At 66.2% G+C, this 24,090-nt stretch carries 27 protein-coding genes; 15 read left to right on the forward strand and 12 right to left on the reverse strand.

Features of this window, described 5'->3' with window-relative positions:
- Nucleotides 1-185: 185 nt before the first annotated feature.
- Together serA and QX124_RS06870 are read left to right on the forward strand one after the other, a co-directional pair.
- Nucleotides 186-1,433, forward strand: a complete 1,248-nt coding sequence (gene serA, locus QX124_RS06865) for a phosphoglycerate dehydrogenase (protein WP_315738525.1) — start codon at nucleotides 186-188, stop codon at nucleotides 1,431-1,433.
- Nucleotides 1,434-1,454: 21 nt separating this feature from the next.
- Entirely contained in the window at nucleotides 1,455-1,934 is a 480-nt protein-coding gene (locus QX124_RS06870; RefSeq protein ID WP_315738524.1) for a TOBE domain-containing protein, read from the forward strand.
- On the opposite strand, the gene QX124_RS06875 is transcribed toward QX124_RS06870, so the two are convergent.
- The 8 genes from QX124_RS06875 to QX124_RS06910 form a co-directional block, all read right to left on the reverse strand.
- The gene (locus QX124_RS06875) at nucleotides 1,843-2,265 is read right to left on the reverse strand and encodes a LysR family transcriptional regulator (protein ID WP_315738523.1); all 423 of its coding nucleotides are present in this window, start codon (nucleotides 2,263-2,265) and stop codon (nucleotides 1,843-1,845) included. The two genes, QX124_RS06870 and QX124_RS06875, sit on opposite strands and share 92 nt — an antisense overlap.
- Nucleotides 2,262-2,852, reverse strand: a complete 591-nt coding sequence (locus tag QX124_RS06880; RefSeq protein WP_315772023.1) for a DUF2478 domain-containing protein — start codon at nucleotides 2,850-2,852, stop codon at nucleotides 2,262-2,264. Before QX124_RS06880 ends, QX124_RS06875 begins: the two co-directional genes overlap by 4 nt.
- An 11-nt stretch (nucleotides 2,853-2,863) precedes the next feature.
- Nucleotides 2,864-3,724 carry a xanthine dehydrogenase gene (locus tag QX124_RS06885; protein ID WP_315772025.1) on the reverse strand — a complete coding sequence of 287 codons (861 nt, stop codon included), beginning with the start codon at nucleotides 3,722-3,724 and terminating at the stop codon, nucleotides 2,864-2,866.
- 204 nt (nucleotides 3,725-3,928) lie between these two features.
- Complete coding sequence (gene modC / locus QX124_RS06890) at nucleotides 3,929-5,026, reverse strand: molybdenum ABC transporter ATP-binding protein (protein ID WP_315772027.1); 1,098 nt, start codon at nucleotides 5,024-5,026, stop codon at nucleotides 3,929-3,931.
- Nucleotides 5,023-5,712 (reverse strand): molybdate ABC transporter permease subunit, encoded by a 690-nt coding sequence (modB, locus tag QX124_RS06895; RefSeq protein WP_315772029.1) that lies wholly within the window; start codon nucleotides 5,710-5,712, stop codon nucleotides 5,023-5,025. The genes modC and modB overlap by 4 nt, the downstream gene beginning before the upstream one ends.
- A gap of 12 nt (nucleotides 5,713-5,724) precedes the next feature.
- Nucleotides 5,725-6,492, reverse strand: a complete 768-nt coding sequence (modA, locus tag QX124_RS06900; protein ID WP_315772031.1) for a molybdate ABC transporter substrate-binding protein — start codon at nucleotides 6,490-6,492, stop codon at nucleotides 5,725-5,727.
- Nucleotides 6,493-6,750: 258 nt separating this feature from the next.
- Nucleotides 6,751-8,316 (reverse strand): amidase family protein, encoded by a 1,566-nt coding sequence (locus QX124_RS06905; RefSeq protein WP_315796738.1) that lies wholly within the window; start codon nucleotides 8,314-8,316, stop codon nucleotides 6,751-6,753.
- Nucleotides 8,317-8,344: 28 nt separating this feature from the next.
- Nucleotides 8,345-9,763: a M20 family metallopeptidase gene (locus QX124_RS06910; RefSeq protein WP_315776021.1), complete on the reverse strand. Its 1,419-nt coding sequence runs from the start codon at nucleotides 9,761-9,763 to the stop codon at nucleotides 8,345-8,347.
- A 302-nt stretch (nucleotides 9,764-10,065) separates the two neighbouring features.
- Here QX124_RS06910 and QX124_RS06915 point away from each other — a divergent pair, with 302 nt between their 5' ends.
- On the forward strand, nucleotides 10,066-10,311 hold the full coding sequence (locus tag QX124_RS06915) for a hypothetical protein (RefSeq protein WP_315738515.1): 246 nt from the start codon (nucleotides 10,066-10,068) through the stop codon (nucleotides 10,309-10,311).
- 6 nt (nucleotides 10,312-10,317) lie between these two features.
- On the opposite strand, the gene QX124_RS06920 is transcribed toward QX124_RS06915, so the two are convergent.
- Both QX124_RS06920 and QX124_RS06925 read right to left on the reverse strand, forming a co-directional pair.
- Nucleotides 10,318-10,506 carry a hypothetical protein gene (locus QX124_RS06920; RefSeq protein WP_315738514.1) on the reverse strand — a complete coding sequence of 63 codons (189 nt, stop codon included), beginning with the start codon at nucleotides 10,504-10,506 and terminating at the stop codon, nucleotides 10,318-10,320.
- Nucleotides 10,507-10,558: 52 nt separating this feature from the next.
- Nucleotides 10,559-10,714, reverse strand: coding sequence for a hypothetical protein (locus tag QX124_RS06925; RefSeq protein WP_315738513.1), 156 nt, complete (start codon nucleotides 10,712-10,714; stop codon nucleotides 10,559-10,561).
- Nucleotides 10,715-10,833: 119 nt separating this feature from the next.
- Between QX124_RS06925 and QX124_RS06930 the strand changes: the two genes are divergently transcribed.
- The 6 genes from QX124_RS06930 to QX124_RS06955 all read left to right on the forward strand — a co-directional run bounded on the left by QX124_RS06930 (nucleotide 10,834) and on the right by QX124_RS06955 (nucleotide 16,405).
- A complete protein-coding gene (locus tag QX124_RS06930; protein ID WP_315796739.1) occupies nucleotides 10,834-11,412 on the forward strand; it encodes a cytochrome c oxidase subunit 3 family protein in 579 nt (192 codons plus the stop codon).
- 3 nt (nucleotides 11,413-11,415) lie between these two features.
- Complete coding sequence (locus tag QX124_RS06935) at nucleotides 11,416-11,679, forward strand: cytochrome C oxidase subunit IV family protein (protein ID WP_315796740.1); 264 nt, start codon at nucleotides 11,416-11,418, stop codon at nucleotides 11,677-11,679.
- 103 nt (nucleotides 11,680-11,782) lie between these two features.
- The gene (locus QX124_RS06940) at nucleotides 11,783-12,235 is read left to right on the forward strand and encodes a cytochrome c (protein ID WP_315738510.1); all 453 of its coding nucleotides are present in this window, start codon (nucleotides 11,783-11,785) and stop codon (nucleotides 12,233-12,235) included.
- Between the two features lie 37 nt (nucleotides 12,236-12,272).
- Nucleotides 12,273-13,619, forward strand: coding sequence for a cbb3-type cytochrome c oxidase subunit I (locus tag QX124_RS06945; RefSeq protein WP_315738509.1), 1,347 nt, complete (start codon nucleotides 12,273-12,275; stop codon nucleotides 13,617-13,619).
- Between the two features lie 59 nt (nucleotides 13,620-13,678).
- Complete coding sequence (locus QX124_RS06950) at nucleotides 13,679-14,488, forward strand: CbbQ/NirQ/NorQ/GpvN family protein (RefSeq protein ID WP_315776025.1); 810 nt, start codon at nucleotides 13,679-13,681, stop codon at nucleotides 14,486-14,488.
- A gap of 3 nt (nucleotides 14,489-14,491) precedes the next feature.
- Nucleotides 14,492-16,405, forward strand: a complete 1,914-nt coding sequence (locus QX124_RS06955) for a nitric oxide reductase activation protein NorD (RefSeq protein WP_315796741.1) — start codon at nucleotides 14,492-14,494, stop codon at nucleotides 16,403-16,405.
- Nucleotides 16,406-16,464: 59 nt separating this feature from the next.
- Here QX124_RS06955 and QX124_RS06960 read toward each other — a convergent pair whose 3' ends face one another.
- On the reverse strand, nucleotides 16,465-16,899 hold the full coding sequence (locus tag QX124_RS06960) for a DUF2267 domain-containing protein (protein ID WP_315738506.1): 435 nt from the start codon (nucleotides 16,897-16,899) through the stop codon (nucleotides 16,465-16,467).
- A 1,219-nt stretch (nucleotides 16,900-18,118) separates the two neighbouring features.
- Between QX124_RS06960 and QX124_RS06965 the strand changes: the two genes are divergently transcribed.
- Nucleotides 18,119-18,361 carry a hypothetical protein gene (locus QX124_RS06965; protein WP_315738505.1) on the forward strand — a complete coding sequence of 81 codons (243 nt, stop codon included), beginning with the start codon at nucleotides 18,119-18,121 and terminating at the stop codon, nucleotides 18,359-18,361.
- Between the two features lie 307 nt (nucleotides 18,362-18,668).
- Nucleotides 18,669-19,457, forward strand: coding sequence for a creatininase family protein (locus QX124_RS06970; RefSeq protein WP_315796742.1), 789 nt, complete (start codon nucleotides 18,669-18,671; stop codon nucleotides 19,455-19,457).
- Nucleotides 19,458-19,558: 101 nt separating this feature from the next.
- Here the strand turns inward: QX124_RS06970 and QX124_RS06975 are convergent, their stop codons facing one another.
- The gene (locus QX124_RS06975; RefSeq protein WP_315796743.1) at nucleotides 19,559-20,497 is read right to left on the reverse strand and encodes a LysR family transcriptional regulator; all 939 of its coding nucleotides are present in this window, start codon (nucleotides 20,495-20,497) and stop codon (nucleotides 19,559-19,561) included.
- Nucleotides 20,498-20,650: 153 nt separating this feature from the next.
- Between QX124_RS06975 and QX124_RS06980 the strand changes: the two genes are divergently transcribed.
- From QX124_RS06980 to QX124_RS06995, 4 genes are read left to right on the forward strand one after another with little or no spacing between them, the layout of a single operon-like run.
- Complete coding sequence (locus tag QX124_RS06980) at nucleotides 20,651-21,625, forward strand: N-carbamoyl-D-amino-acid hydrolase (protein WP_315796744.1); 975 nt, start codon at nucleotides 20,651-20,653, stop codon at nucleotides 21,623-21,625.
- Nucleotides 21,626-21,651: 26 nt separating this feature from the next.
- On the forward strand, nucleotides 21,652-22,473 hold the full coding sequence (locus tag QX124_RS06985) for an ABC transporter substrate-binding protein (RefSeq protein ID WP_315772040.1): 822 nt from the start codon (nucleotides 21,652-21,654) through the stop codon (nucleotides 22,471-22,473).
- Nucleotides 22,470-23,324, forward strand: coding sequence for an amino acid ABC transporter permease (locus tag QX124_RS06990; protein WP_315796745.1), 855 nt, complete (start codon nucleotides 22,470-22,472; stop codon nucleotides 23,322-23,324). The genes QX124_RS06985 and QX124_RS06990 overlap by 4 nt, the downstream gene beginning before the upstream one ends.
- Entirely contained in the window at nucleotides 23,321-24,088 is a 768-nt protein-coding gene (locus QX124_RS06995; protein ID WP_315796917.1) for an amino acid ABC transporter ATP-binding protein, read from the forward strand. The genes QX124_RS06990 and QX124_RS06995 overlap by 4 nt, the downstream gene beginning before the upstream one ends.
- Nucleotides 24,089-24,090 lie beyond the last annotated feature (2 nt).

The following is a 24,090-nucleotide window of genomic DNA, read 5'->3' on the forward strand; positions in this document are numbered from 1 at the left end:
CGGTGCGTCCGGTATGCCAGGCGCTGATTTTGCATCGCAGGCCAAAATGCCGGTGCGGAGTGGACAAGACCCTGGGAAAGCGACAGAAAGCGTTCCTGCCGCGTCGCATTCACCAAGTTTCAACGCATCGCGACTGTAACAACCGCTACACTACGCCACACCCACGACTGAATCAGGCCAGGCCCATGCCGCTATCGCTGCCCAAGCAAAAGATCCGCGTTCTGCTCCTTGAGGGCGTGAACGACTCGGCCGTCCGCATGTTCGAGGCCAACGGCTATACGGAAATCGAACGGCTGCCGAAGGCGCTCGGTTCGGCGGAGTTGAAGCGTATGCTGTCGGGCGTGCACATGCTGGGCATTCGCTCGCGCACGCATCTCACCGCCGACGTGCTGCAGGCCGCCGACCGGCTGATGGTGGTCGGCTGCTTCTCCGTCGGCACCAACCAGGTCGATCTCGATGCCGCGAAGCGGCTCGGCATCCCCGTGTTCAATGCGCCCTATTCGAACACCCGCAGCGTCGCCGAGCTGACGATCGCCGAAGTCGTGATGCTGATGCGCCGAATCTTCCCGCGCTCGGTGTCGGCGCATGCCGGCGGCTGGGACAAGTCGGCCAATGGCAGCCGAGAGGTGCGCGGCAAGACGCTCGGCATCATCGGCTATGGCAACATCGGCTCGCAGCTGTCGAACCTCGCCGAGGCCATGGGCATGCGGGTGATCTTCTTCGATCTCACCGACAAGCTCCGCCACGGCAACACCGAGCCGGTCGAGAGCCTTGATGAGCTGCTGGCGATGAGCGACGTCGTGTCGCTGCACGTGCCGGAGACGCCGGCGACCGCCAACATGATCGGCGAGCGCCAGATCCGTCACATGAAGGACGGGGCCTATCTGATCAACAATTCGCGCGGCACCGTGGTCGACATCGAAGCGCTGGCCAGCGCGCTGCGCGAGGGCAAGCTCGCCGGCGCCGCGGTCGACGTGTTCCCGGCGGAGCCGGCATCGAACGCCGATCCGTTCGTCTCGCCGCTGCAGGGCCTGCCCAACGTGATCCTGACCCCGCATGTCGGCGGCTCCACCGAGGAGGCGCAGGACCGAATTGGTGGCGAGGTCGCGCGCAAGCTGATCGACTATTCCGACGTCGGTTCGACTTTTGGCGCCGTCAACTTCCCGCAGGTACAATTGCCGGCGCGCCCGACCGGCACGCGCTTCATCCATGTCCACCGCAACGTGCCGGGCGTACTGCGCCAGGTCAACGAGGCGGTGGCGCGGCACAACATCAACATCCTCGCGCAATATCTTCAGACCGATCCCGAGGTCGGCTATGTCGTGCTCGAAACCGACGTGGTCGGCGGCGAGGGCGAGGCGCTGCTGTCGGAGCTGCGCGCGGTGGAAGGCACGATCCGCGTCCGCGTGCTGTATGATCACGACCGGCCTTGAGGCCGTGGAGGCTGCTGCGCGATGACCGGCCAGTCTGCATCGTCTTCAGCCTCGTCCGTCGTTCTCAGCACGACGGTTCCCGCGCGCGTGCTGCGCCATGATCCGCAATATGGCATGTCGACGCTGTTCTTTGCCGATGGCGAGCTGCGCGTGCCGATGGTGGACGCGGCGATCGACGCCGGCGTCTCGGTGACCATCGAGGCCCGCGACGTCTCGATCGCGCTGTCGCGGCCGATGGACGTGTCGATCACCAACCGGCTGCCGGGCCGGATCGAGCAGATCCTGCCGCTCGAGCCGCCCTACGTGCGCGTCACCTTCGATCTCGGCGCGACCAGGCTGCATGCGCTGGTGACGCTGGAGTCGGTCGAGCGGTTGGCGCTGGAGCCGGATCTGTCCGCCTGGGCGATGATCAAGAGCGTCGCGATCGGACCCGGCGCGGTTCGGCCTTCGGAGCTGCCTCGGCCGCGCCGCTGGCCCGCTTCTGATAGCGGGGATCCGTAGCCTTCTGCAGCTCGCCGAGCGCGGCGGCCGTTGCGGTGCGCGTGCGCCGCTCCATCGAGCGGTACAGCGCGATCAGCCGCTCGCCGAACGGCGTGATCTCCGCGCCGCCGCCCCGGCGCCCCGGATGAGTCTCGAACACCGGCGTCTCGAAGGTGCGGTTGAGCGCATCGACCATCAGCCAGCATTTGCGGTAGGAGATGCCGCTCGCGCGCGCGGCGCCGAGGATCGAGCGCTCCCTCCGGATGATATCGATCAGCAGCAGATCCTCCGGGCACAGGCTGCCGCCATTGCCGAAGTTGATGGTCAATGCGATTTGAGCTTCGCGCTTCATCCCATTCCGATCCGCTCGCGTTGAGAGCCAACCATGTCACGGGTGGCTCGCGATGTCACCCAGCGGCCGTACCGCGCCTCGATCCAGCCCGGTCGGCGCGCGATATCGGCGTCAATGTGCTCGGCGAACGCGCCGGCAAAGCGCGTCCACGCGTCCATCATCGCCGGTGAGACCGCCGTGATGACCGGGAGGCCGGCTGCGATGGCGGAGCCGAAGGCATCGGCAAGGCCACCTCCTGCCGCTTCCTGCTTGCCGAACTTGCTGAGGATCACGATGTCGGTGCCCCGCGAGATCGACTGCTGCACGGCGGCGCAGGCGAGCACGAGGCCCTCCGGGTCGAGATTGCAGGCCTGCGACTCCGGGCCGAGATCCTGAGAGATCGCGAACACGCGGCCATCGTCGAGGCTGCGCAGCATCATGGCCTTGCACGGCCTGGCCTTGTCGGCGCTGCTCTCGATCACGCCGGAGACACGCAGGCCATTCTCCGAGAGCCGCTTGGCGAAATCGCCGAGCATCTCCTGGATCACGCTGGACGCTGCGCCCTGCAGCGCCACGATCTGACAAGTCCCGACGTCAGCGACACCCATGGCAGTCCTCCTCATACGTTGGCGGAGACGCGGCCCGCCTTCCGACCGGTTTGCATGATCTGGTGAAGGGCCGCGACGACGCTCGCCGCGATAGCCTGTCCGCGCTCGTCCATGCCGGTCCAGGCGGCTTGACGGCCGCGCGGATCGATCTCGAGCAGCTTGACGTTGGCCGGCACGCGTACGCCGTCGCGGGCGATGCCGCGCAGCGCGCCGTCGAGCGGTGCGAGCACCGGCGTGCCGCCGAGCGAGCCGAGCTGCAGGCCCTTGTAGACCCGGGTGCCGATGTCGAGCGGGGTGTGCCAGACGGCCTCCTGGTCCGAATAGACGAAACGCTCGCGGCCGGCGCCGCCGAGATCGCGTGCCTTGCCGTCCGCATCGCGCGTCGTGCCATGGGCCAAGATCGTGCCGGTCTCGCGGGGATGAGTCTCGATCGCGACGTCGCAATTGTGCCCGATCGCGAAACGCGGCCCGATGCCGACGGCGATACCGGCGACGCCGCGCAGATCCGGCGTCACCAGATGCTTTTGCATGCGGGCGTCGACGATGACGGCCGGATAGCGGAAGGCGATGATGTCGGTCAGATGCATCCCGGTCACGGCGGCCTGGTCTGGCTCACGGTGAATCCGCACGACATCGGTGATGCTCTCGGCGCGGGAGCCGATCACGCCGTCGAGGTCGCGCATCTCGCCGAACAGGACATCATGGAAGGCCATGCCGCGCCGGATCACCGGCGGAAAGGCGTCATGGCATAGTACGACCGCGAAGCGGGCATGATTGAGCTTGGCCGCGACGGCGGAGGCGATCTCGTTGGTGCCCAGCACCAGCGCAAGCGGCTTGGGCGCGTTCGGATGCCAGGTGACGGCGGCTTTCATGCTGATGACCTCTTGTTGCGAGATCCAGGTAGCAAGCACCGGGCCAGACGATGTCCTGCCGCTCAACTCGTTCATTGCATTGACGAAATCAAAGCGCCTGTCGCTTTGTCTCATCCGAAGTTGTATTGTTTACGATATAACATGAGGGGGGCTATTGTCACGTATGCAACATCGCGCGATGTTGCCGAATGCCAGGTGTTGGATTCAGGCGATAGGCTCTTCGCGGCGGACGAGCGCGACACCCTTGACCTGGGCATAGACCGCAAGCCCCGCCCGCAGGCCGAGCTCGTTCCACGAGCGCTGGGTGACACGCGTCAGCAGCCGCGCGCCGTGACCATCCTCGCCGAGTCCGAGCAAGGCCGTGACGCGGTGGTCCGACTGGCTGCGGATCTCGAGTATTCTGGCGCGGAGCACGTTGACGATGGTGCTGCGGCTCGGCGTTTCCAGCGCGAGACTGACGTCGTCAGCGAGCACGCGCAGGCGGCGGCGCGCGCCCGGCGTGAGGGGCTCGGCCGGGAGCAGGAACTGGCCGCCGGGGACTTCGAGTGTCGCCATGCCATCGGCCGTATCCTGGGCGGTGACGGTGGCGTCGAGGCTCACGGCGGCGTCGCGCGACAGCGCGAGCGGCAGCGACAGGTCGGCCTGCAGCACGGACAAGGGGCCCGAAGCCAGGACCGCGCCATTGCGCATCAGCACCAGCTGATCGGCAAGCCGCTCGACCTCAGCGAGGTCGTGGCTGATATAGAGGATCGGCAGGTCGAGGGCGGCGTGCAGCCGCTCCAGATACGGCAGGATCTCATCCTTGGTCATCTGGTCGAGCGCCGACAGCGGCTCGTCCATCAGCAGCAGCTTCGGTTGGCTGAGCAGCGCGCGGCCGATCGCGACGCGCTGCCGCTCGCCGCCGGACAGGTGGCGCGGCGAGCGGTCGAGCAGCCGTCCAAGGACGAGCAGCGCGACGACCTCGTCGAAGCCGATCGCGGCCGCGCTGCTCGAGCCAGGATGGCCGTACATCAGGTTGCGGCGGACCGAGAGGTGCGGAAACAGATTGGCTTCCTGGAAGACGTAGCCGATCGGACGCTGATGCACGGGACGAAAATGCTTTTCGTCCTGCCAGACCTCGCCGGCGACGGAGCATAGCCCGCCGGCGAGATGGTTGAGGCCGGCAATGCAGCGCATGACCGCCGTCTTGCCGCAACCGGACGGACCGAAGATCGCGGTCACGCCGCGCGCCGGAACCTCGAAGCGCGCGTTCAGCTCGAAGCGACCGAGCGTGCCGTGGAAATTGACCCTGACCGTGCTCATGACGTGCTGCGCGTCATCTTCTTCTCGATCAGCATCATCGTCAGAATGACGCAGAACGAGAACACGACCATGCCGAGCGCCAGCACGGAGGCCTCGGTCCATTGCGAGGTCTCGACATAGTCGTAGATCGCAACCGAGAGCACCTTGGTCTTGCCGGGAATGTTGCCGCCGATCATCAGCACGACGCCGAACTCACCGACGGTATGGGCGAAGCCGAGGATGGCGCCGGTGAGAAATCCGGGGCTCGCCAGCGGCACCGCGATGGTCCAGAACACGCGCCAGGGTGAGGCGCGCAGAGTGGCGGCCGCTTCCAGCGGCTTTTCGCCCATGGCCTCGAAGGCGTTGCGGATCGGCTGGACGACGAACGGCATCGAGAACAGGACCGAGCCGATCACCAGGCCCGGAAAAGTGAAGGCCAGCGTGCGCGCCCCCCAGAGCGAAGCCAGAGCGCCGCCCGGACCGCTGGGGCCGAGCACGACCAGCAGGTAGAATCCGAGAACCGTCGGCGGCAGCACCAGTGGGATCGCCACCAGTGCCGCGACCGCCTCCTTCCACCACGCCCGCGACCGCGCCAGCCACCATGCGATCGGCGTGCCCACGATCATCAGGACGATCGTCGCGAGCGCTGCCAGTTCGAGCGTCAGCCGGATCGGTTGCCAGATATCGGCGGAGACGTGGAGGTTCATGAATCCTAATGCTCAGGTGCCCGACTTCGGATCCAGAGCATAGCCGAACTTTTCGATGACCGCACGGGCTGCCGGGGTCTTGAGGAAGGCCAGGAATGCGGTGGCGGCCTCGTTGCCGGCGGACGCCTTCAGCAGCACGGCATCCTGGCGGATCTCGCCGTAGAGATTCTGCGGCACCAGCCAGCGCGAGCCGCCGGCGTTCGGCATCAGCTGCGACAGCGCGACGAAGCCGAGCTCGGCATTGCCGGTGTCGACGAATTGGTACGCCTGCGAGATCGTGTTGCCCTGGACGATCTTGGGCTGGATCGTCTCATAGAGCTTCAGCGCCTTCAGCGTCTCGACCGCGGCGGCGCCATAGGGCGCCGCGGTGGGATTGGCGATCGACAGCTTGTTGAACGCGTTCGCCTTCAGCGTTTCCTCGCCTTTCACCGCGTTGGGGTCCTTGCTCCACAGCACGAGCTTGCCGATGGCGTAGGTGAAACGGCTCCCGGCGACGCCGAGGCCCTCGTCGACCAGCTTCTTCGGCCGTTCGTCGTCGGCGGAGAGCAGGATCGCGAACGGCGCGTTCTCCTTGATCTGGGTGTAGAACTGTCCGGACGCGCCGAAGCTCATCACCAGTTCGTGCCCGGTCTTGGCCTTGAACAGCGCCGCGATCTCCTTGGCGGGCTCGGTGAAGTTGGCGGCCACGGCGACGTTGGCGCTGCCGGCGAACGCAGTCGCGCAGGTCAGAAGAATGGCCGCCGCGCACAGAGCGGCGGTGAGGGAGCGTGTCGATCTCATCGCATTGTCCTTGTTCATATCCACCGAGGCGGGTTCGTTTCGGTGAATTGCAAGTCCCGTTCCGACGCATGGGCCGGTGCCGACGCCAAGCTATATCCATTCGTATACATCAAAATAGACAGGTCGGCCAGTTCCCGTCAACCCGAGGCGATCTCGAGCGAACGCGATGCGCGTCAGTGTTCGACTTTCGACAATCGATGCCGGGCAGTGTCGGAAACATGACGGCCCGAGGACCTCGATCCTCGGGCCGCAGCGGGACTAAACCATCCGTTCCCAGAGCTGCCGCACCAGCATTCCTGCACGCTTCTCGATTGCTGCGGCGGCATCGAGCGCGAGGTCCTCGCGATAGCGGCCGGCGATCAGCTGCACGCCGATGGGCTGGCCGTTGTGGACCGTGACCGGCACGACGGCGCCGGGCAGGCCGAGCACGTTGATCGCCGAGATGAAGCGGATCTCGTCGAAGAAGATCTCGCGCACACGCTCGGGGCTGATGGTGTCGTCGCGCGGACCGGGCGTCGGCTTGACCGTGGTCGGCGCCAGCACGATCGGGTAGTCCTCGAAGAACAGCTGCCAGGCACGGATATGCGTCGAGCGCTGCGCCGTCGCGTTCATCCAGCCGGCGAGGTCGAGCATCTCGGCCTTGGCGCGCATCCCGCCCCAGGCCTTGTGGAAATCCTCCGACGTCACGGCCAGCATCTTGGCTTCCTGCATCACCACCACCTCGTTGGTGATGATGTCGCACCAGGTTTGCCAGACGCCGGAGATGTCGGGGACCTCGACCTCGCTGACCCGGTAGCCCGACCGCTCCAGATGATCCGCTGCCTGCCGCAGCGCCGCGTGCACGGACGGATCGACGTCCATGTCGTCAGGGATCTTGGCGAGCGCGACCTTGACCGGCCGCTTGGGCTCCACGCCTTCCAGTGGCGCTGGCACCCACCACGGATCGCGCGGATCGCGCCGGCTCATCACCTCCAGCGCCAGCCGGACGTCGGCGACGCTCCGCGCCAGCGGCCCCTGCGACGACATGAGATGTGCGAGCATCGGCCGCTCGGCAGCAGCGCTCTCGTTGTAGGCGGGGATGCGGCCCTGCGTCGGCTTGATGGTCACGACGCCATTGCAATGCGCCGGCCAGCGCAGCGACCCACCGATGTCGTTGCCATGCGCGATGGTGCCGATGCCCGCCGCGACCGCGGCTCCGGCGCCGCCCGACGAGCCGCCGCAGGTGATCTCTGGATCCCACGGGTTCAAGGTCAGCCCGTGCAGCGGGTTGTCGGTGAAGCCGCGGAACGAGAATTCCGGCGTGTTGGTGAGGCCGAGCACGATCGCGCCGGCCTGCTTCAGGTTGCGCACGACCGGCGCGTCCGACGGCGCGATGATCCCCATCTGCGATGGAACGCCGTTGGGATTCGGCCGCCCCTCGTAGTCGACGTTCTCCTTGATCGTGACCGGCACGCCATGCAGCAGGCCGCTCTTGTCGCGCGCCTTGTCGGCCGCACGCGCAGCCTTCAGGGCGTCTTCGGAGAGATCGACGACGACGGCATTGAGCTTCGGATTGACCTCATGCATGCGCGCGAGATGCGCCTCGGTCACTTCGACCGAGGAGACCGCGCCGGCGCGGATCGCAGCTGCCGTGTCGACCGCCGACCACTGCCAGACCGGTCCTTTCGGCAGCCGCGGTCTTGGCGCGGCTGCCTTCGCTTGTGGCCTGTGCTGCGGCTTGGCCTCCACGGGCTTCTTGTTGGCCGTGGCGGTCACGGCCGCGCGCTTCGGAGCAGGCTTGGCGGTCTTCGCCGCCGGCTTCTTCTTTGTTGCCGTTTTCGCCATTGTGTTCCCCCCCCCCAAGGTTGACGTTTCAGGCGATCGACATCATCAGCGGCGGCTCCACTTCGGCAGGCAGCGGGCTGACATAAGGTGTGCGCATCGTCCGCTTTTTCAGGTCGGCCTTGGCAGCTGCAATCAAGGCGGGTTCGTTGAGCGCCTTGATGCCCAGGCCGGCCATGGCCTTGGCAGCCTGCACCATGGCCTTGTGCGCGGCTGGCGTCTTGCCTTGCGCGACGACCTGCCAGGTGTGGAACGGCGTGCCGATCGCTACCGTCGGTGCATGCACCTGCACCGTCGGCACCACCCAGCTGACGTCGCCGACGTCGGTCGAGCCGATCTGCGGATTGCGCTTGGCATTGAGTGGCACCAGGAAGTCGGCCAGCGGCTTGTCGGTCGGGTCCAAGCCGATGCTGTAGTAGACCGAGGCAATGTCCTTGTCGGTCAGGGTCGCCTGGATCTGTCCGGCGAAATCCTTGTCGGTCGCGTCGAAATGCGGCGGGCCGAGCTCCTCCATGATCCCATACAGCGCCTCTTCGAGCGGCGTGTTGGGCAGGATGTTGGAGACCGCGGAGATGATCTTCATCTCCACCTTGGTCTCGGTCATCAGCGCCGCACCTTGTGCGATCTTGTGCACACGCTCGACCAGCTCGTTCATGCCGGGCAGGTCTCGGGCACGGATCGAGTAGCGCACCCGTGCATGCGCCTGCACGACGTTGGGCGCGATGCCGCCGGTGTCCAGCAGCGCGTAGTGCACGCGGGCGTCGCTCGGCATGTGCTCGCGCATGTAGTTGACGCCGACATTCATCAGCTCGACCGCGTCCAGCGCGCTGCGGCCGAGATGGGGCGAGGCGGCCGCATGCGAGGTGCGTCCGGTGAAGATGAAGTCCGCGCGCGTGTTGGCGAGAGAGGGCGTCATCACCACTTCCCAGAAGCTCGACGGATGCCAGGTGATCGCGATGTCGGCATCCTCGAACGCGCCCGAGCGCACCATGAAGGCTTTTGCGGCGCCGCCTTCCTCGGCCGGGCAGCCATAGTAGCGCACGCGACCGGGAACCTTGTTGGCGGCGAGCCAGTCCTTCACGGCGGTGGCCGCGAGCAGCGCCGCCGAGCCCAGGAGATTGTGGCCGCAGCCGTGGCCATGGCCGCCGGTCTCGACCGGACGGTGCTCCGCAACGCCGGCCTCCTGGCTGAGGCCGGGCAGGGCGTCGTATTCGCCCATGAAGGCGATGATCGGGCCGCCTTCGCCCCATTCCCCCATCAGCGCGGTCGGGATTCCCGCGACCTTCTCGGTGATGCGAAAACCCTGGTGCTTCAACTCGGCGAGGTGTTCGGCGGACGAGCGGGCCTCAGTGTAGCAGACCTCGGGCATGCTCCACACCCGGTCGCTGAGCTCGATGAAACGGGTCTTGATCGCGTCGACGCCGCGCCAGATCTCGCTGCGGTTGTCCATCTCCGGTCCTTGTCCTTTGCTGCCGATGGGAAGCCGATAGAGGTATCAGCTAAGTTCCCGGGCGCCTAGCGATCCCGGGCGGGAGCAGCCATGCGGCATGCACCAGGCCGAGGGCGAGCGCGTCATCCTTTGAGCAGATGATGCCGCGATTGGATGCAGCGCGGTGATTGCGGCAGCGCAAGGTCAGGCGAAGCGGGACGACCCGTTCTCACATTTCGGAACTATCGCCGTGCGCCATTACCGGGATCGCCGAGGAACGATCGCGGGCGGGCTTGGTTCTCGCTGCCAGGAGCACGATCGCCATGCGTGCAGGACCGATCGCGATCACCGTCGCATTGCTGCTGATTCTCGCAGCCGCCATCGTCTTCGCCTATCAGGGGCTGACCCTGCCGGGCGATCCGATGCCGCGAGAAGGATGGATCGCGCTCACGCTCGGCGTGGTGTTTTCGCTCATCGTGGGAATTGGGCTGATGGTGCTGTTGTTCTACAGCAGCCGCAAGGGTTACGACGAGCCGTCACAGTTCCGGGCTGATGATCATCCCGACTGAGACCGCTCAAGCCGGACGCGGCGGATGTTGCGTACGCGGATGCCGGTCGTGAAGCAGCTTGGCGAGCTCGTGCCTCAGATCGTCGTGACCGCGCATCGCCGTCTCGAACAGCGCCTCCTGGATGTCGCGCGGCATGTCGCCCCAGACGCCGATGGCGGCGTTTCCGAGCAGCTCTGCGAATCGCTTGTCGTCCATGCGGCACCTCCGCACGATCTGACGTGCGAGGACGGCAAAGGTTCCAGGCGGGCTATTGCGTGGTGAACAGGACCAAGGCGATCGCGACGGAGAGCGCGACCGCGGACACCGTCCCCGTGGTCGACAGCACGCCCATGCGCCACAGCGCGCCGGCAAAGACGATGATGATCGGCGTCGCGGTGAGGAGGCCGAGCTGCGCTTCGGTCATGGGATCTGCTCCTGACGATGCCGGCTCTTAGCGTGCCTCGCCGGTCCGCTGTTTGCGCGCCGACAAAGAGTCCAACCGACGGTCCGACTAGCCTCTCGACGTTCAACTCGGAGGCAGGGATGTCGGCGCTCGCTTGTGAGCCGGAGCAGGAGGAACGTTGGGGCGTGCTGGATGGTCTGCCCGGCGACGCCATGATGTGGGTGCTGATCCTCAGCGAGCTCGTCGCCTTCGGCCTCCTGCTGGGCGGTTTCGTGGTGGCGCGGGCCCTCAACCCCGTCGTGTTCGCGGTCGGGCAGGCGATGCTCGATAGCCGCCTGGCCGCTGTGAACACGGCCGTGCTGGTCACCAGCGGCTGGGCCGCCGCGCGAGCTGCTGCTTCGGCGCGGCACGCCTCGACCGGGAGCGCCCGGCGCTGGCTCGGGCTCGCCACGTTGCTGGGTGCCGTTTTCATCGCCGTCAAGCTGACGGAATATGGCGGCGAGATCGCCGCCGGCGCGGGCATGGAGACATCACCGTTCTTCACCCTCTACTTCCTACTGACGGGCTTTCACCTCCTGCATGTTCTGCTCGGCATCGTCATCCTGGCCGTCGTCGGCCGCAGCGCCACCGCCAATGGCGTCGAGACCGGGACCGCCTTCTGGCACATGGTCGACCTGGTTTGGATCGTCATGTTTCCGGTCCTCTATCTGGTCGGTTGAGCCATGTTCCGTGACCGTTTCGATCGAGCCTGGCTTCAACTGCTGGCCCTCGCCATTGCGACGCTTGCAGGGTCGCTGCTGCTGCCGAGCCGATGGCTCGTCGATGCGGCCGCACTGCTGCTCGCATTGGCAAAGGGCAGGGTGATCGTGCTCGATTTTCTCGGCTTGCGCGATGCGCCCGCGCTGTGGCGCGGCCTGCTCACCACGTGGCTCGTGGCCCTCGTTGTGCTTGCCGGGCTCGCGGTCGCAATCCGCGCACTCATCTGATCGGTCCATCGCCGCGCTCGTTGCGCTCCGACAAAGAGCCCCTCGGCATTGCCGGTAGATTGCTTTCACACCATCGAACTTCACCAAACGGAAAGGACGTGTCATGGCGGAACGCCTGACCAAGTCGGCCGCGCGGAACGTCTTTTACGGCGGTTCGGCCTTCTTCTTTGCGATCTTCCTCGGGCTCACAGCGCACAGCCACTACTACATGGTCACGACCTCGACCAATGCGTCGACGCTGTCCGACGGCGTCGCACGCGGCAAGCACGTCTGGGAGAAGAACTCCTGCATCAATTGCCATACCCTGCTCGGCGAGGGCGCCTATTTCGCGCCCGAGGTCGGCAATGTCTGGGACCGCTGGGGCGGCAGACAGGACCCGGCCGCCGCGCGCGAGATGCTGAAATCCTGGATGCAGTCGCAGCCCTCGGGCGCTCCCGGCCGCCGGCAGATGCCGCAGTTCAATTTGTCCGACCAGGAGCTCAACGACCTCGCCGACTTCCTGCAATGGGCCGACACGATCAAGCGTCAGGACTGGCCGCCGAACAAGGCCGGCTGAGCCGGCATCCCGCCCCCCGTCATGAGAGAGATCCGCGATGAGATATGAGACCCAGAAGGTCGCGATGCTGTATTTCTACGGCGCGCTGACGCTCTTCCTAGCCCAGGTCATCTTCGGCCTGCTCGCCGGCACCATCTACGTGCTGCCGAACACGCTGTCGGTCCTGCTGCCCTTCAACATCGTCCGCATGATCCACACCAACGCGCTGATCGTGTGGTCGCTGATCGGCTTCATGGGGGCGACCTACTTTCTGCTGCCCGAGGAGACCGAGACCGAGCTCTACAGCCCGCTGCTCGCCAAGATCCAGTTCTGGATGTTCTTCGGCGCGGCGGGGGCTGCCGTGGTCGGTTATCTCTTCCACTACCATGAGGGCCGCGAGTTCCTCGAGCAGCCCTTCATCATCAAGGTCGGCATCGTCGTCGTCTGCCTGATGTTCCTGTTCAACGTCACCATGACAGCCCTTAAGGGCCGCAAGACCACGGTAACCAACATCCTGCTGTTCGGCCTGTGGGGCGTGGCGATCTTCTTTCTGTTCGCTTTCTACAATCCGGCCAATCTCGCCGTCGACAAGATGTACTGGTGGTACATCGTCCATCTCTGGGTCGAGGGGGTCTGGGAGCTGATCATGGCCTCTATCCTGGCCTTCCTGATGATCAAGCTCAACGGCATCGACCGCGAGGTGGTCGAGAAGTGGCTCTACGTGATCATCGGGCTCGCGCTGTTCTCCGGCATCCTCGGCACCGGCCATCATTTCTACTGGATCGGCGCCCCCGGCTACTGGCAGTGGATCGGCTCCTTGTTCTCCACCCTCGAGGTCGCGCCGTTCTTCACCATGGTGATCTTCACGGTACAGATGACCTTGAAGGCTGGCCGCAAGCACCCGAACCGCGCTGCGCTGTTGTGGTCCGTCGGCTGCTCGGTGATGGCCTTTCTCGGCGCCGGCGTCTGGGGCTTCCTGCACACGCTGTCGTCGGTGAACTACTACACCCACGGCACCCAGGTCACCGCTGCGCACGGCCACCTCGCCTTCTTCGGCGCCTATGTGATGCTCAACCTCGCCGTGATGGCCTATGCCGTGCCGCAACTGCGCCAGCGTGCGCCCTACAATCAGTGGCTCTCGATGGCGAGCTTCTGGATCATGTGCACGGCGATGATGACGATGACCTTCGCGCTGACCTTCGCCGGCGTCGTCCAGGTGCATCTGCAGCGCGTGCTCGGCCAGAGCTACATGGACGTCCAGGACCAGCTCGCGATGTTCTACTGGGTGCGGCTCGGCTCCGGTGTGTTCGTGGCGATCGCGGCGCTGATGTTCGTCTGGGCCGTGCTGGTGCCCGGCCGCGCCAAGGAGCCCGTGATCCCCGGCGCGCTGCAGCCGGCGGAGTGAAATCCCGCAGGCGGCGGCCTCGATGCCGCCGCCCGCATCCCCCGATTCGGAGAGTGATCATGAAGCCCGCGCTGCACGCGATCGATACCGCCCCGTCGTTTCCCTCGTACACGCCGACCGGCAATGAATGCGCGCTGTTCGAGCATGCGTTCCGGCATCGCCTGCCGGTGCTCCTGAAGGGCCCGACCGGCTGCGGCAAGACCCGCTTCGTCGCGCACATGGCGGCGCGGCTGGAACTGCCGCTGCACACGGTGGCCTGTCACGACGACCTCACCGCCGCCGATCTCACCGGACGCTATCTGCTCAAGGGCGGTGACACCGTCTGGACCGACGGCCCGCTGACCCGCGCGGTACGCGAGGGCGGCATCTGCTATCTCGACGAGGTGGTCGAGGCCCGCAAGGATGTGACCGTGGTGCTGCATCCCCTCACCGACGACCGCCGGATCCTGCCCTTGGAGCGTACCGGCGAGGAGCTGATCGCGCCCGACGGTTTCATGCTCGTGGTGTCCTACAATCCTGGCTATCAGTCGCTGCACAAGGCGCTCAAGCCGTCGACACGGCAGCGCTTCATCGCCATCGAATTCGGCTTCCTGCCCGCCGAGCAGGAGATCGCGGTGGTCGCCGCCGAGAGCGGGCTGCCGCCGGAGCGCGTTCGGCCGCTGGTGGCGCTCGCGCATCGCCTCCGCGCGCTGCAGGGCCATGACCTGGAGGAGGGCGTCTCGACGCGGCTCCTGGTCTATTGCGCAACCCTGGTTGCGGCTGGCACGCCCGTCGCCGACGCCGTGCTCGCCGCGATGATCGAGCCGCTCACCGATGACGCCGACGTCAAGGCCGCTTTGCGCGAGGTCGCGCGTGCCGTGATCGGGTGAGCCATGCTCGACTTTCTCGAACTGGAGGAGACCGTCGGCCGCGCCTGGCACCGCATGGTCGGCACGACCTCGAGCTATCCGGTCCATCCGGATCAGGCCGTCGCGCTGAACGAGATCAGCGGCCGCATCGCCGTGATGTTCCGCGCGCTGGGCGGCGAGAGCGGCGTGCAGGTCGCCGGAGCCAAGGCGCGCAAGTCGGGCCATCGGCTCGGCTGGCGCCAGCGCATTGGCCTCGGCGACGAATGCCTCGATCAGGCCGGGCGCGACGGCGCCACCGTGTTCCTGCCGGAGACCATCGCTTTGCTGCCGGATCGCGCGCTCAATGCGCAGCTCTATCACTGGCTCGCGGCGTGGTTCGCGACCATGGCGGTCGAGCCGATCGCGGAGCGCGATCCGCTGCGGCATGATCTGCTGGCGCTGCGCCGGGCCTGTGAGACGACCTCGCTGGTGCTGGCGCGCTTTCCGGGACTGGCGCGCACGCATGCGCAACTCGCCGAAGCGCTGGCTGCGGCGCGGCCGCGGCGGCCGCTGCCTCGGCTCGAGCAGCAGGTCGAGCATATCGTCATGGCGCTGCTTGGCGCCGGCGCGCCGCCCAAGGGCGCGCTGTGGAATGCGGTCATCGCCGGCGGCGCGTTGCCGGAGGCCGCCCCGCCCGGCTATCGGACGATGCTGCCGTGTCCGCTATGGGGCGATTGCTGGAGCCGCGATGCCGTTGCCGCGGCGCGCGATGACGACGAGACGCAGACGCCCGCGGAGCAGGAGGGGGCACCCGACACCCGCAAGCGCTTTGCGCGGCGCGAGCGCGACGACACGGCCAAGCGCCATCCGTTCATTCTCAACCGCTTCGAGAAGATCCTGGCGATGGCGGAGATGGTCAATGTCGATCGCCCTTCCGACGATACCGACGATGACGATGCCCGCAAGGCCGCCGACGATCTCGATGAGCTCGCGATCGCTAGGCGCAAGGGGCGTCCGGCGAGCAAGCTGAAATTCGATCTCGACCTGCCGCCCGAGGCGGTGGACACGGCCCGGCTCGACAGCGGCCGGCTGTATCCCGAATGGAATTATCGCAGCGGAGCCTATCTGCCGGATCATTGCCGCGTCGTGACCGGCGACGCCGCCGAGGCGGGCGAGGCGTGGGCTCCGGACGATGCGATGCGTCGGCGCATCCGCAGCGTACGGCGCAGGTTCGAGACCTTGCGGCCGCGTCATGAGGTGATGCGCGCGCAGGCCGATGGCCACGACCTCGACATCGACGCGCTGGTGCGCGCGCGCAGCGATCTCAATGCCGGCCATGGCGGACTTGATCGCGTGCATCTGGCGATGCGCCCGCTCGCGCATGATCTCGCGGTGACTCTCCTGGTCGACGTCTCCCTGTCCACCGATGCGTGGATCGACGGCGTGCGCGTGCTCGACGTCGAGAAGGAGGCGCTGCTGGTGCTGGCGCATGGGCTGTCGGCCTGCGGCGACAGCCACAGCATTCTCACCTTCACCTCGCGGCGCAACTCATGGGTCCGCCTGGAGACCGTGAAGGCATTCGGCGAGCCGATGAGCGGGCGGGTCGAGCGCCGTATCGGTGCGCTCAGGCCCGGCTACTACACGCGCATCGGCACGGCGGTGCGTCACGCCGCCGGCGAGCTCGCCGAGCGACCCGAGCGCAAGCGTCTGCTGCTGGTGCTGACCGACGGCAAGCCGAACGACGTGGATCACTATGAGGGACGTTTCGCGATCGAGGACACGCGCAAGGCGGTACAGGAGGCGCGGCGCGGCGGCGTCGCCGTGTTCGGCGTGACCATCGACGCGTCGGCGCAGTCGTATTTTCCGACCCTGTTCGGCCGCGGCGGCTACGGCATCGTCGGCAACATCAGGCGACTGCCCGCAGCACTGCCCGCACTGTATCGGCAGATTGCCCATTGAGGTCGGACGTTGGTTGCGAGTTGCGAGCTGTTTCTCACCTTTCGGGAACTTGCCCCCCTTCAGGTCGCCGGCTCGCGCAGATTTCGCAACGGCACCGGCAAATGACCCATCAGCTTGTCGAACTCGCCGGGGTCGAGCTTCTCCCAGAGAATCTCGAAGATGCCGCGTGCGGCCCTGAGCGGATCGACCGGGAATTGTGGCGGCAACTGACGGAAGATGTCATCGACGAAATATTCGAGATGGCGGTCCTTGGTCGGCGTCGCCGCGTGATGCCAGCCTTCGTAGTAGATGCCGCGAATGAGCAGCGGCAGCTGCGCGCCGAAGTTCACGGCGGTCGCCATCGGCAGGCGGTCGCGCAGCACATGCAGCACCGCGCGCAGCGCGTTGTAGGCCTGCTGTCGGCTCGAGAGCGCGAGGCGCTGCTCGATGGCCTTCAGCCAGATGTTGGTTTCCTGGACGGTGTGATCCAGAGCCGTCACGCCGATCTCGCTCATGTGATTCTCCATGAATGCTGCACAAGATGAATGCTGCACAAGGACCGTTCGCGGGACGCCGAACGAGGCAACAGCGACGACTGATTCGCTAGGGAGCCTTGTGAGTAGGCGGCGCGTTCTCAGCGAGGATGTTGATCTGCATCAACGCGAGTGTTGTGGCCGATCGTGAGGTAAATGGAGGGTCAACCGCGCCGGGCCGCCGTTGACGGTTCCCGCTCATCTGCGCCGAGCTGCCGACAGGGATACCGGGCGGCGGGCGCGGCATCCGTGATCTCACGGGGATCGGGGTTCACACTGACAAACAGCAGGACAGCACATCGCGATCTCGCGGCGCAGGTTACGCCCGAGGCTTGCATGACGTCACCCTCTTCAAGTGAGAGGGCGCAGGGAAGGCCGGGAGCTCGCCGCCCCCATGGCCCCCGTGCGGAAAGAATGCACGGGGCAGGAACCACAGGTTCGGCTGAGACATCCCGGCCTTCCCTGCGCGACGGTGTTACGGCTTATACGCATTCTCCCCGGTGAACGGGCTGTCTTGCCACCGTCACTCGTGCGAGGCTGACACCTCATCACGAGCTTGACGCCAGCGTCGCGGCGCCAGGACCATGCGACTTCGCCGTCCGCGCCGTGCCGTTCGTCCGCAGGCATGACACCCGCTGCGACACGTTGCGTCCATCGCATCCCGCACTCCACGTCTCGTGACGTTCGCGACACGCCCCTCTTCATGAGGCGGGATGCGCGAAATGTCGCCCCGATTTGCCCGACGGTGCAAGCGGTTTATCTGCGGCAGACTGGCACGACGGGCAATTCGCGCATGGCGGTCATGCTGAGTCATTCATTCGATGCGCCGGGATTTTGCGTGACCTCGCTCAGTTGGAGCGCGCATCTCACGCTGGAATCGGGCTCCTGCCTTGGAGGCGGCGCGAGGTGAGCGCTGCGGGCACTGAGAGACGTGCGACCACAGCGCTCGTCGTTCGCGGTGGCGAGCATGACTCCGAGCGTCCGGAAAGCTCGCAAATCTGAAACTCGCGCGACTCGTTCGCAGTGAACATCCCGAGATCATCGCGGGCCGGCGCTGCTCCGTCAGGTTGAACCGTAATCGTCCTGCTTGTGAAGAACACGTCTTCGCTTGCTCGTCGCGACAGACTCACCTTACATCGGAGTCGTCCGAGGCGGAGAGATCGCGTCTCGACACCCCTTCAACTCACGAATCGACGTCGCAATGCTCAAGTCTGCCCAAGAGAAGTCTGTTCACAACAAGCCTGCTCAAGACAAATCCGGCAAAGACCTTCCGCTGACCGGCTATGCCGTCGTGGTCGATGGCCAGATCAAGACCGAGTTCAAGACAAAAGAGGGCGCGCACAACGGCGCGCATGATCTGAAGCGCCGGTTTCCGATGTTGCAGATCAGGGTGTACGACGCGGAGACGAAGCAGACCCACGACATCGAGTTGGCGCGGGCGTGAGTCGGCCTGCCGTGCGGGTCTTGGTGTCGTGAGGACGCAAGGCCGTTGCACCTTGTTGAGGTCATCGCAATCGTTGTCGATGTTTGAGTGTATGGAAGGGATGCTCCTGATCTAGCCGAGGGTGCGGTGCCCGGTACTGCGCCCTCGCCCCCTGTGGGAGAGGGCGCTGTATCGTGCAGCCGCGTCGTGGCTGGAGTGCACGGAGACGGCTGTCGCGGCCTGCGCGCAAGATGTGCCGAGATGCGCCGTTGCGGTGTCGGGTGGTATGAGCCAAGCTTCCTCATCTCCGACCATGCGAGCAGCCGTCATGACAGAAACCGCCTGGAACAGACTTTCCGCCGAAGCGCTTCGCGCGCTCGCGGCGCGCGACGCGATCGTGCTGTTGCCGGTGGCCTCGACCGAGCAGCACGGCCCGCATCTGCCGACGGGAGTTGACGACTTTCTGTGCAGCGAGGTCTGCCGTCGCACCGCGCTGGAGCTGGCTCCAGACTATCCCATCGTGGTCGCGCCGACCGTCTGGTGCGGGCTTGCCGACCATCACGTTCCGTTCGGCGGCACCTTCACCCTCGGTCTCTCCACCTACCACGCCGTGCTCAGGGACCTATGTCGCTCGATCCTGAATGCCGGCTTCCGCCGCATCGTGATCGTCAACGGCCATGGCGGCAACATTCAGGCGCTGGCCACTCTCACCGGCGAATTGACGCGCGATCTCAATGCGCCGATCGCGACGACGACCTATTTCATGGAAGGGCGCGAGGTGATGGCTGCGGTTCTCGAGGATCAGGAGGGCGTGATGCATGCCTGCGAAGCCGAGACCTCGATGATGATGGCGGTTCATCCCAGCCTCGTCGATGCGGCGAGGCTCGACGCGGCCTTTGGGCCGAGCTTCGACATCATGGGCTCGCTGGTGCCGTCGCTGAAAATGTTCAGATCGTTCGCCGACATCACCACCTCCGGCGTCGCAGGCGATGCGCGCAAGGCATCTGCTACAAAGGGCGAGAAGCTGCTCGCCGGCTGCGCGGCGGCGCTGGCGGCGCGATTGCGGGCGGGCGAGCCATGGTCGACTGCAACAACTCCGCCGCCAGCCGCAAGATGACAGCGACGCGGAGCATCATCCCGGGAAGCCCGCCGCAGGCAGGCGTTTCGGATGATGGGCCGCAAACGATACGTCCACCGGTTTAATCATGGACGGCAAGCTCAGCCGCGTTCCGCGGAAGCGGCGAGACTCGGAGCCCCGATCGCGTCGACGCAACCGGCGAGACTCCGGCTCGCGTTGCGCACCTCGTTTCGAAACGTCTTCGCCAGATTCGACAGCGGCCTTGCCTCGGACCACAGCACATAGGCCGACACCGTGGTGCAGGGCGTGAACGGCCGTACCACGAGATCAGGCCCGCCCTGACGCGGCGAGAACGGATCGACCACGGCGACGCCGACGCCGGTCGAAGCCAGCACGCAGGCCGTGTTGCAGTAACGCACTTCGACGGTCGGCTGGAAGTCCGCATCGGCTTGCCGGAAGCTCTCGCGCACGGCTTCGCCGAGGCGCGTGCCGCGTTCGAGGCCGATCAGCGGGAACCCGGCGAGATCCCGCGCGGAAATCACGTCGCATTCGGCAAGCGGATGCCGGGCCGGCATCACGCAGACCATCTCGCCGGTGTGCACGACCTCATGGGCGATCCCGGGATGGTCGGACAGTCCGAGCGCGAAACCGAGCTCGGCGACATTGCCGAGCACGCCCTCGATGATGCCCTCGTAGCGGCGCACGTCGAAGAACATTCGCGTCTGCGGCCGGCGCCGCAGGAAGCCTGACAAGGTCGGCGGGATGATGCTGTAGGCGAGCGGCGGCGTGGCGACGATCGACAGATGACCCGTCTTCTGCTCGCGCAGGTCACGCACGCGGTTTTCCAGCCGGGCGTGCAAGGTGAAGATCGCCTCGCTCTCCTCATAGAGCGTCATTGCCTCCGGCGTCGGAAACAATCGGTTATTGACGCGCTCGAACAGGGTGAAGCCGGCCTGGGCCTCCATCGCCTTGAGCGCGTTGCTGATCGCGGGCTGCGACAGCGCCAGCTCTTCGGCGGCGGCGACGGTGGTGTGATGGCGGATGACGGCCCGCAGGATCTCCAGCTGGCGCAGGTTCATGGCATGGTCGTCCTATAAGCCCCGGTGATGGTCTCGGCCAAAATATCATAGCGCGCGGCCGTGTGGGCAGATTGCAAATCCCGCGCCGCTTTCGCCAAATGATCCCTTCTTCCAGTGCGCGCATCCAGGCGGCGTTCCGCCTGATCGTTCGGCATGGCGCACAGATCGGAGGCACCATTGAGCCGAATCTTCCGCGCCGCCGCCGCCCAGATGGGACCGACCCAGCGCGCCGACAGCCGGACGCACACGCGGTCCCGCATGATTGCGCTGCTGGATCAGGCCGCCAGCCAGGGCGCGAAGCTGGTGGTTTTCCCCGAGCTCGCCTTCACGACGTTCTTTCCGCGATGGATCCTCGAAGACGAGGCGCTCGACGACCATTTCGAGCGGTCGATGCCAAACCCGGCCGTCGCTGCGCTGTTCGACCGGGCGCGAGAGGTTCGTGTCGGCTTCTATGTCGGCTATGCCGAGCTGACGCCGGACGGACGCCGATTCAACAGCTCCATCCTGGTCGATCCCGACGGCGAGATCATCAGCAAATATCGCAAGGTGCATCTGCCGGGCTCGGTCGAGCCGCGGCCGGGCGCCAGGTATCAGCAGTTGGAGAAGCGCTATTTCGGCTACGGCGATCTCGGCTTTCCAGCGGTGCGCGCCGGCAGCGAATGGGGCGGCGCGATCATGGGGATGATGATCTGCAACGACCGGCGCTGGCCGGAATCGTGGCGCGTGCTCGGGCTCCAGGGCGTGGAGCTGGTCTGCGTCGGCTACAATTCCGCGGCCTACGATCCCAATGGCGGCACCACCGAGGATGCCTCGCTGCGCACCTTCCATTCGACGCTGGTGGCGCAAGCCAACGCCTACATGAACGCGACCTGGGCGATCGCGGTCGCCAAGGCCGGCGACGAGGACGGCAGCGGGCTGATCGGCGGCTCCTGCATCGTCGATCCCAATGGCTGCATCGTGGCGAAGGCGACGACGCTCGCCGATGAGGTCATCGTCGCCGACATCGACCTCGATCTGTGCCGCCAGGGCAAGGACAAGATGTTCAACTTCGCGGCGCATCGCCGGCCGGATCAGTACAAGGTCATCACCGAGCGCGCCGGCGTGGTCGAGCCGGTCGCGGTCGATTAGCCGTTCACATGGGGGAGTGTCGCAGGATGCGCCGTTCGTCGTTCGCAGGTTTCGTCATCCTCGCCTCGCTCGCTCCGGCGGGAGCCGCGGAGCTGCCCGCCGAGATCAAGCAGGCTGGCGTGCTCAAGCTCACGGTCAACTCGACCTACGCGCCGATGGAATATCACGACCCCGCCACCAACGAGCTGAAGGGGCTCGACATCGACCTGGCCAACGAGCTGGCGAAGCGGCTTGGCGTCAAGATCGTCTGGAGCGAGACGCCGTTCGCCGAGCTGATCCCATCGCTGCAGACCAGGCGCGCCGACTTCATCATCTCCGGCATCTCCGATCGCGCCTCGCGGCGCGAGACCGCCGACTTCGTCGACTATCTGGTCACAGGCCCGCAATTCTTCGTGCTGGCGGAGAGCGATGCCAAGGTCGCGACCGATCTGTGCGGCAGGAAGATCGGCACCACGCGCTCGACCAGCTTCCCGCAGGAGATCGAGAAATGGAGCAAGGCGGTCTGCGAGGCCGCCGGCAAGCCGGCGGCGCAATATGTGCCGGGGGAGAACTCGATCGATGTCCGCAACCAGCTGAAGCAGGGCCGCATCGAGGCCGCCGTGCAGGGCAGCGAAACCTTGCCCTATGCGCAGTCGCAGGAGACCGGCAAGTATCGCATCGTCGGTGAGCCCATCGCCTTCGGCTACCAGGGCATCATGTTCCGCAAGGATGATGCAGGCTTTCGTGAGGTCGTGACCGAGCAGATCAAGGCGATGATCGCCGACGGCAGCTACAAGGTCATTCTCGACAAATGGGGTCTCGGCGCCAATGCGGTGCGCGAGCCGATGCTCAACGCGGCGCCGCAATGAGCCGGAGCGAGGCGCTGGCCGGCGGCTTCCCGGATCTGTCCGGACACAGGATCGCCCGCGAGGCGCACTGGGGCCGCTGGCTCGCGGCTGCGGTCATCGTCGTCATCCTCGTCGCGATCGGGTGTGCCTTCGCCAAAGGGCAGATCGAGTGGTCGTTCGTCGAACGTTTCCTGACCGCGCCGGTGATCCTGCGCGGCATCGTCAACACCATGGTCATGGCCGTCGCGGCGATGGCGCTCGGCATCGCGCTTGGCGTGGTCGTCGCGATCATGCGGCTGTCGCCCAATCCGGTGCTGAGGTCGGTCGCCGCCGGCTACACCTGGCTGTTCCGCGGCACGCCGCTAATCCTACAACTGCTGCTGTGGTTCAACCTCGCGCTGGTGTTTCCGACCATCGGCATTCCCGGCCTGTGGAGCGCGCGCGCCGTCGACGTGATGACGCCGTTCCTGGCCGCGCTGCTCGGGCTCGGCATCAACCAGGGCGCCTACACCTCGGAGGTGATGCGGGCCGGGCTGCTGTCGGTCGACATCGGCCAATACGAGGCGGCGCAGGCGATCGGCATGGGACGGCTGCAGGCGCTGCGCCGGATCATCCTGCCGCAGGCGATGCGGGTGGTGATCCCGCCGCTCGGCAACGAGTTCATCGGCCTGGTCAAGGCGACCTCGCTCGCCAGCGTGATCCAGTATCCGGAGGTGCTGCACTCGGCCGAGAACATCTACTACGCCAATTCGCGCGTCATCGAGCTTCTGATCGTCGCCGGCCTCTGGTATCTGCTCGTGGTTTCGATCCTGACGCCGCTGCAGATGCTGCTCGAACGCCGTTTTGCCCGCGGCATCGCGCGGGGTCGCTGATGACGCCGCTCGTCGCCATCCGTCAGGTCAGCAAGCGCTTCGGCGAATTCCAGGCGCTCAAGCAAGTCTCGCTCGATGTCTTCGAGGGCGAGGTGGTCTGCCTGATCGGGCAATCCGGCTCCGGCAAGACCACCTTGCTCCGTTGCGTCAACCAGCTGACCACGGCCGACAGCGGCGGCATCTGGCTCGACGGCGCGCTGCTCGGTTTCCGCGAGCAGGATGGCCGGCTGCATCGGCTGTCGGAGCGCGAGATCGCGCGGCAGCGCCTCGCCTGCGGCATGGTGTTCCAGCGCTTCAATTTGTTTCCGCACATGACGGCGCTGGAGAACGTCATCGAGGGGCCGGTGCAGGTGCAGAAGCGTGGACCGGCCGAAGCGAAGGACGAGGCCATGGCGCTGCTGCGGCGGGTGGGCCTCGCCGACAAGGCGGGCTCCTATCCATCGCAATTGTCGGGCGGCCAGCAGCAGCGCGTCGCCATTGCGCGCGCGCTCGCCATGAAGCCGCGGCTGGTGCTGTTCGATGAGCCGACCTCGGCGCTCGATCCCGAGCTGGTCGGCGAGGTGCTCAGCGTGATGAAGGAACTCGCGACATCGGGCATGACCATGCTGGTGGTGACGCATGAGCTCGGCTTCGCGCGGGAGGTCGCCGACCGGGTGGTCTACATGGATCAGGGTGTGATCGTGGAGAGCGGCCCGGCCCGTGAGGTGCTGCGCGCGCCGCGCGAGGCGAGAACAAAGGCATTTCTGGCAGCTGAAGTGGGGTGAGG

Source organism: Bradyrhizobium sp. SZCCHNRI3043, assembly GCF_032377735.1.
In the GTDB taxonomy this organism is placed as follows: Bacteria; Pseudomonadota; Alphaproteobacteria; order Rhizobiales; family Xanthobacteraceae; genus Bradyrhizobium.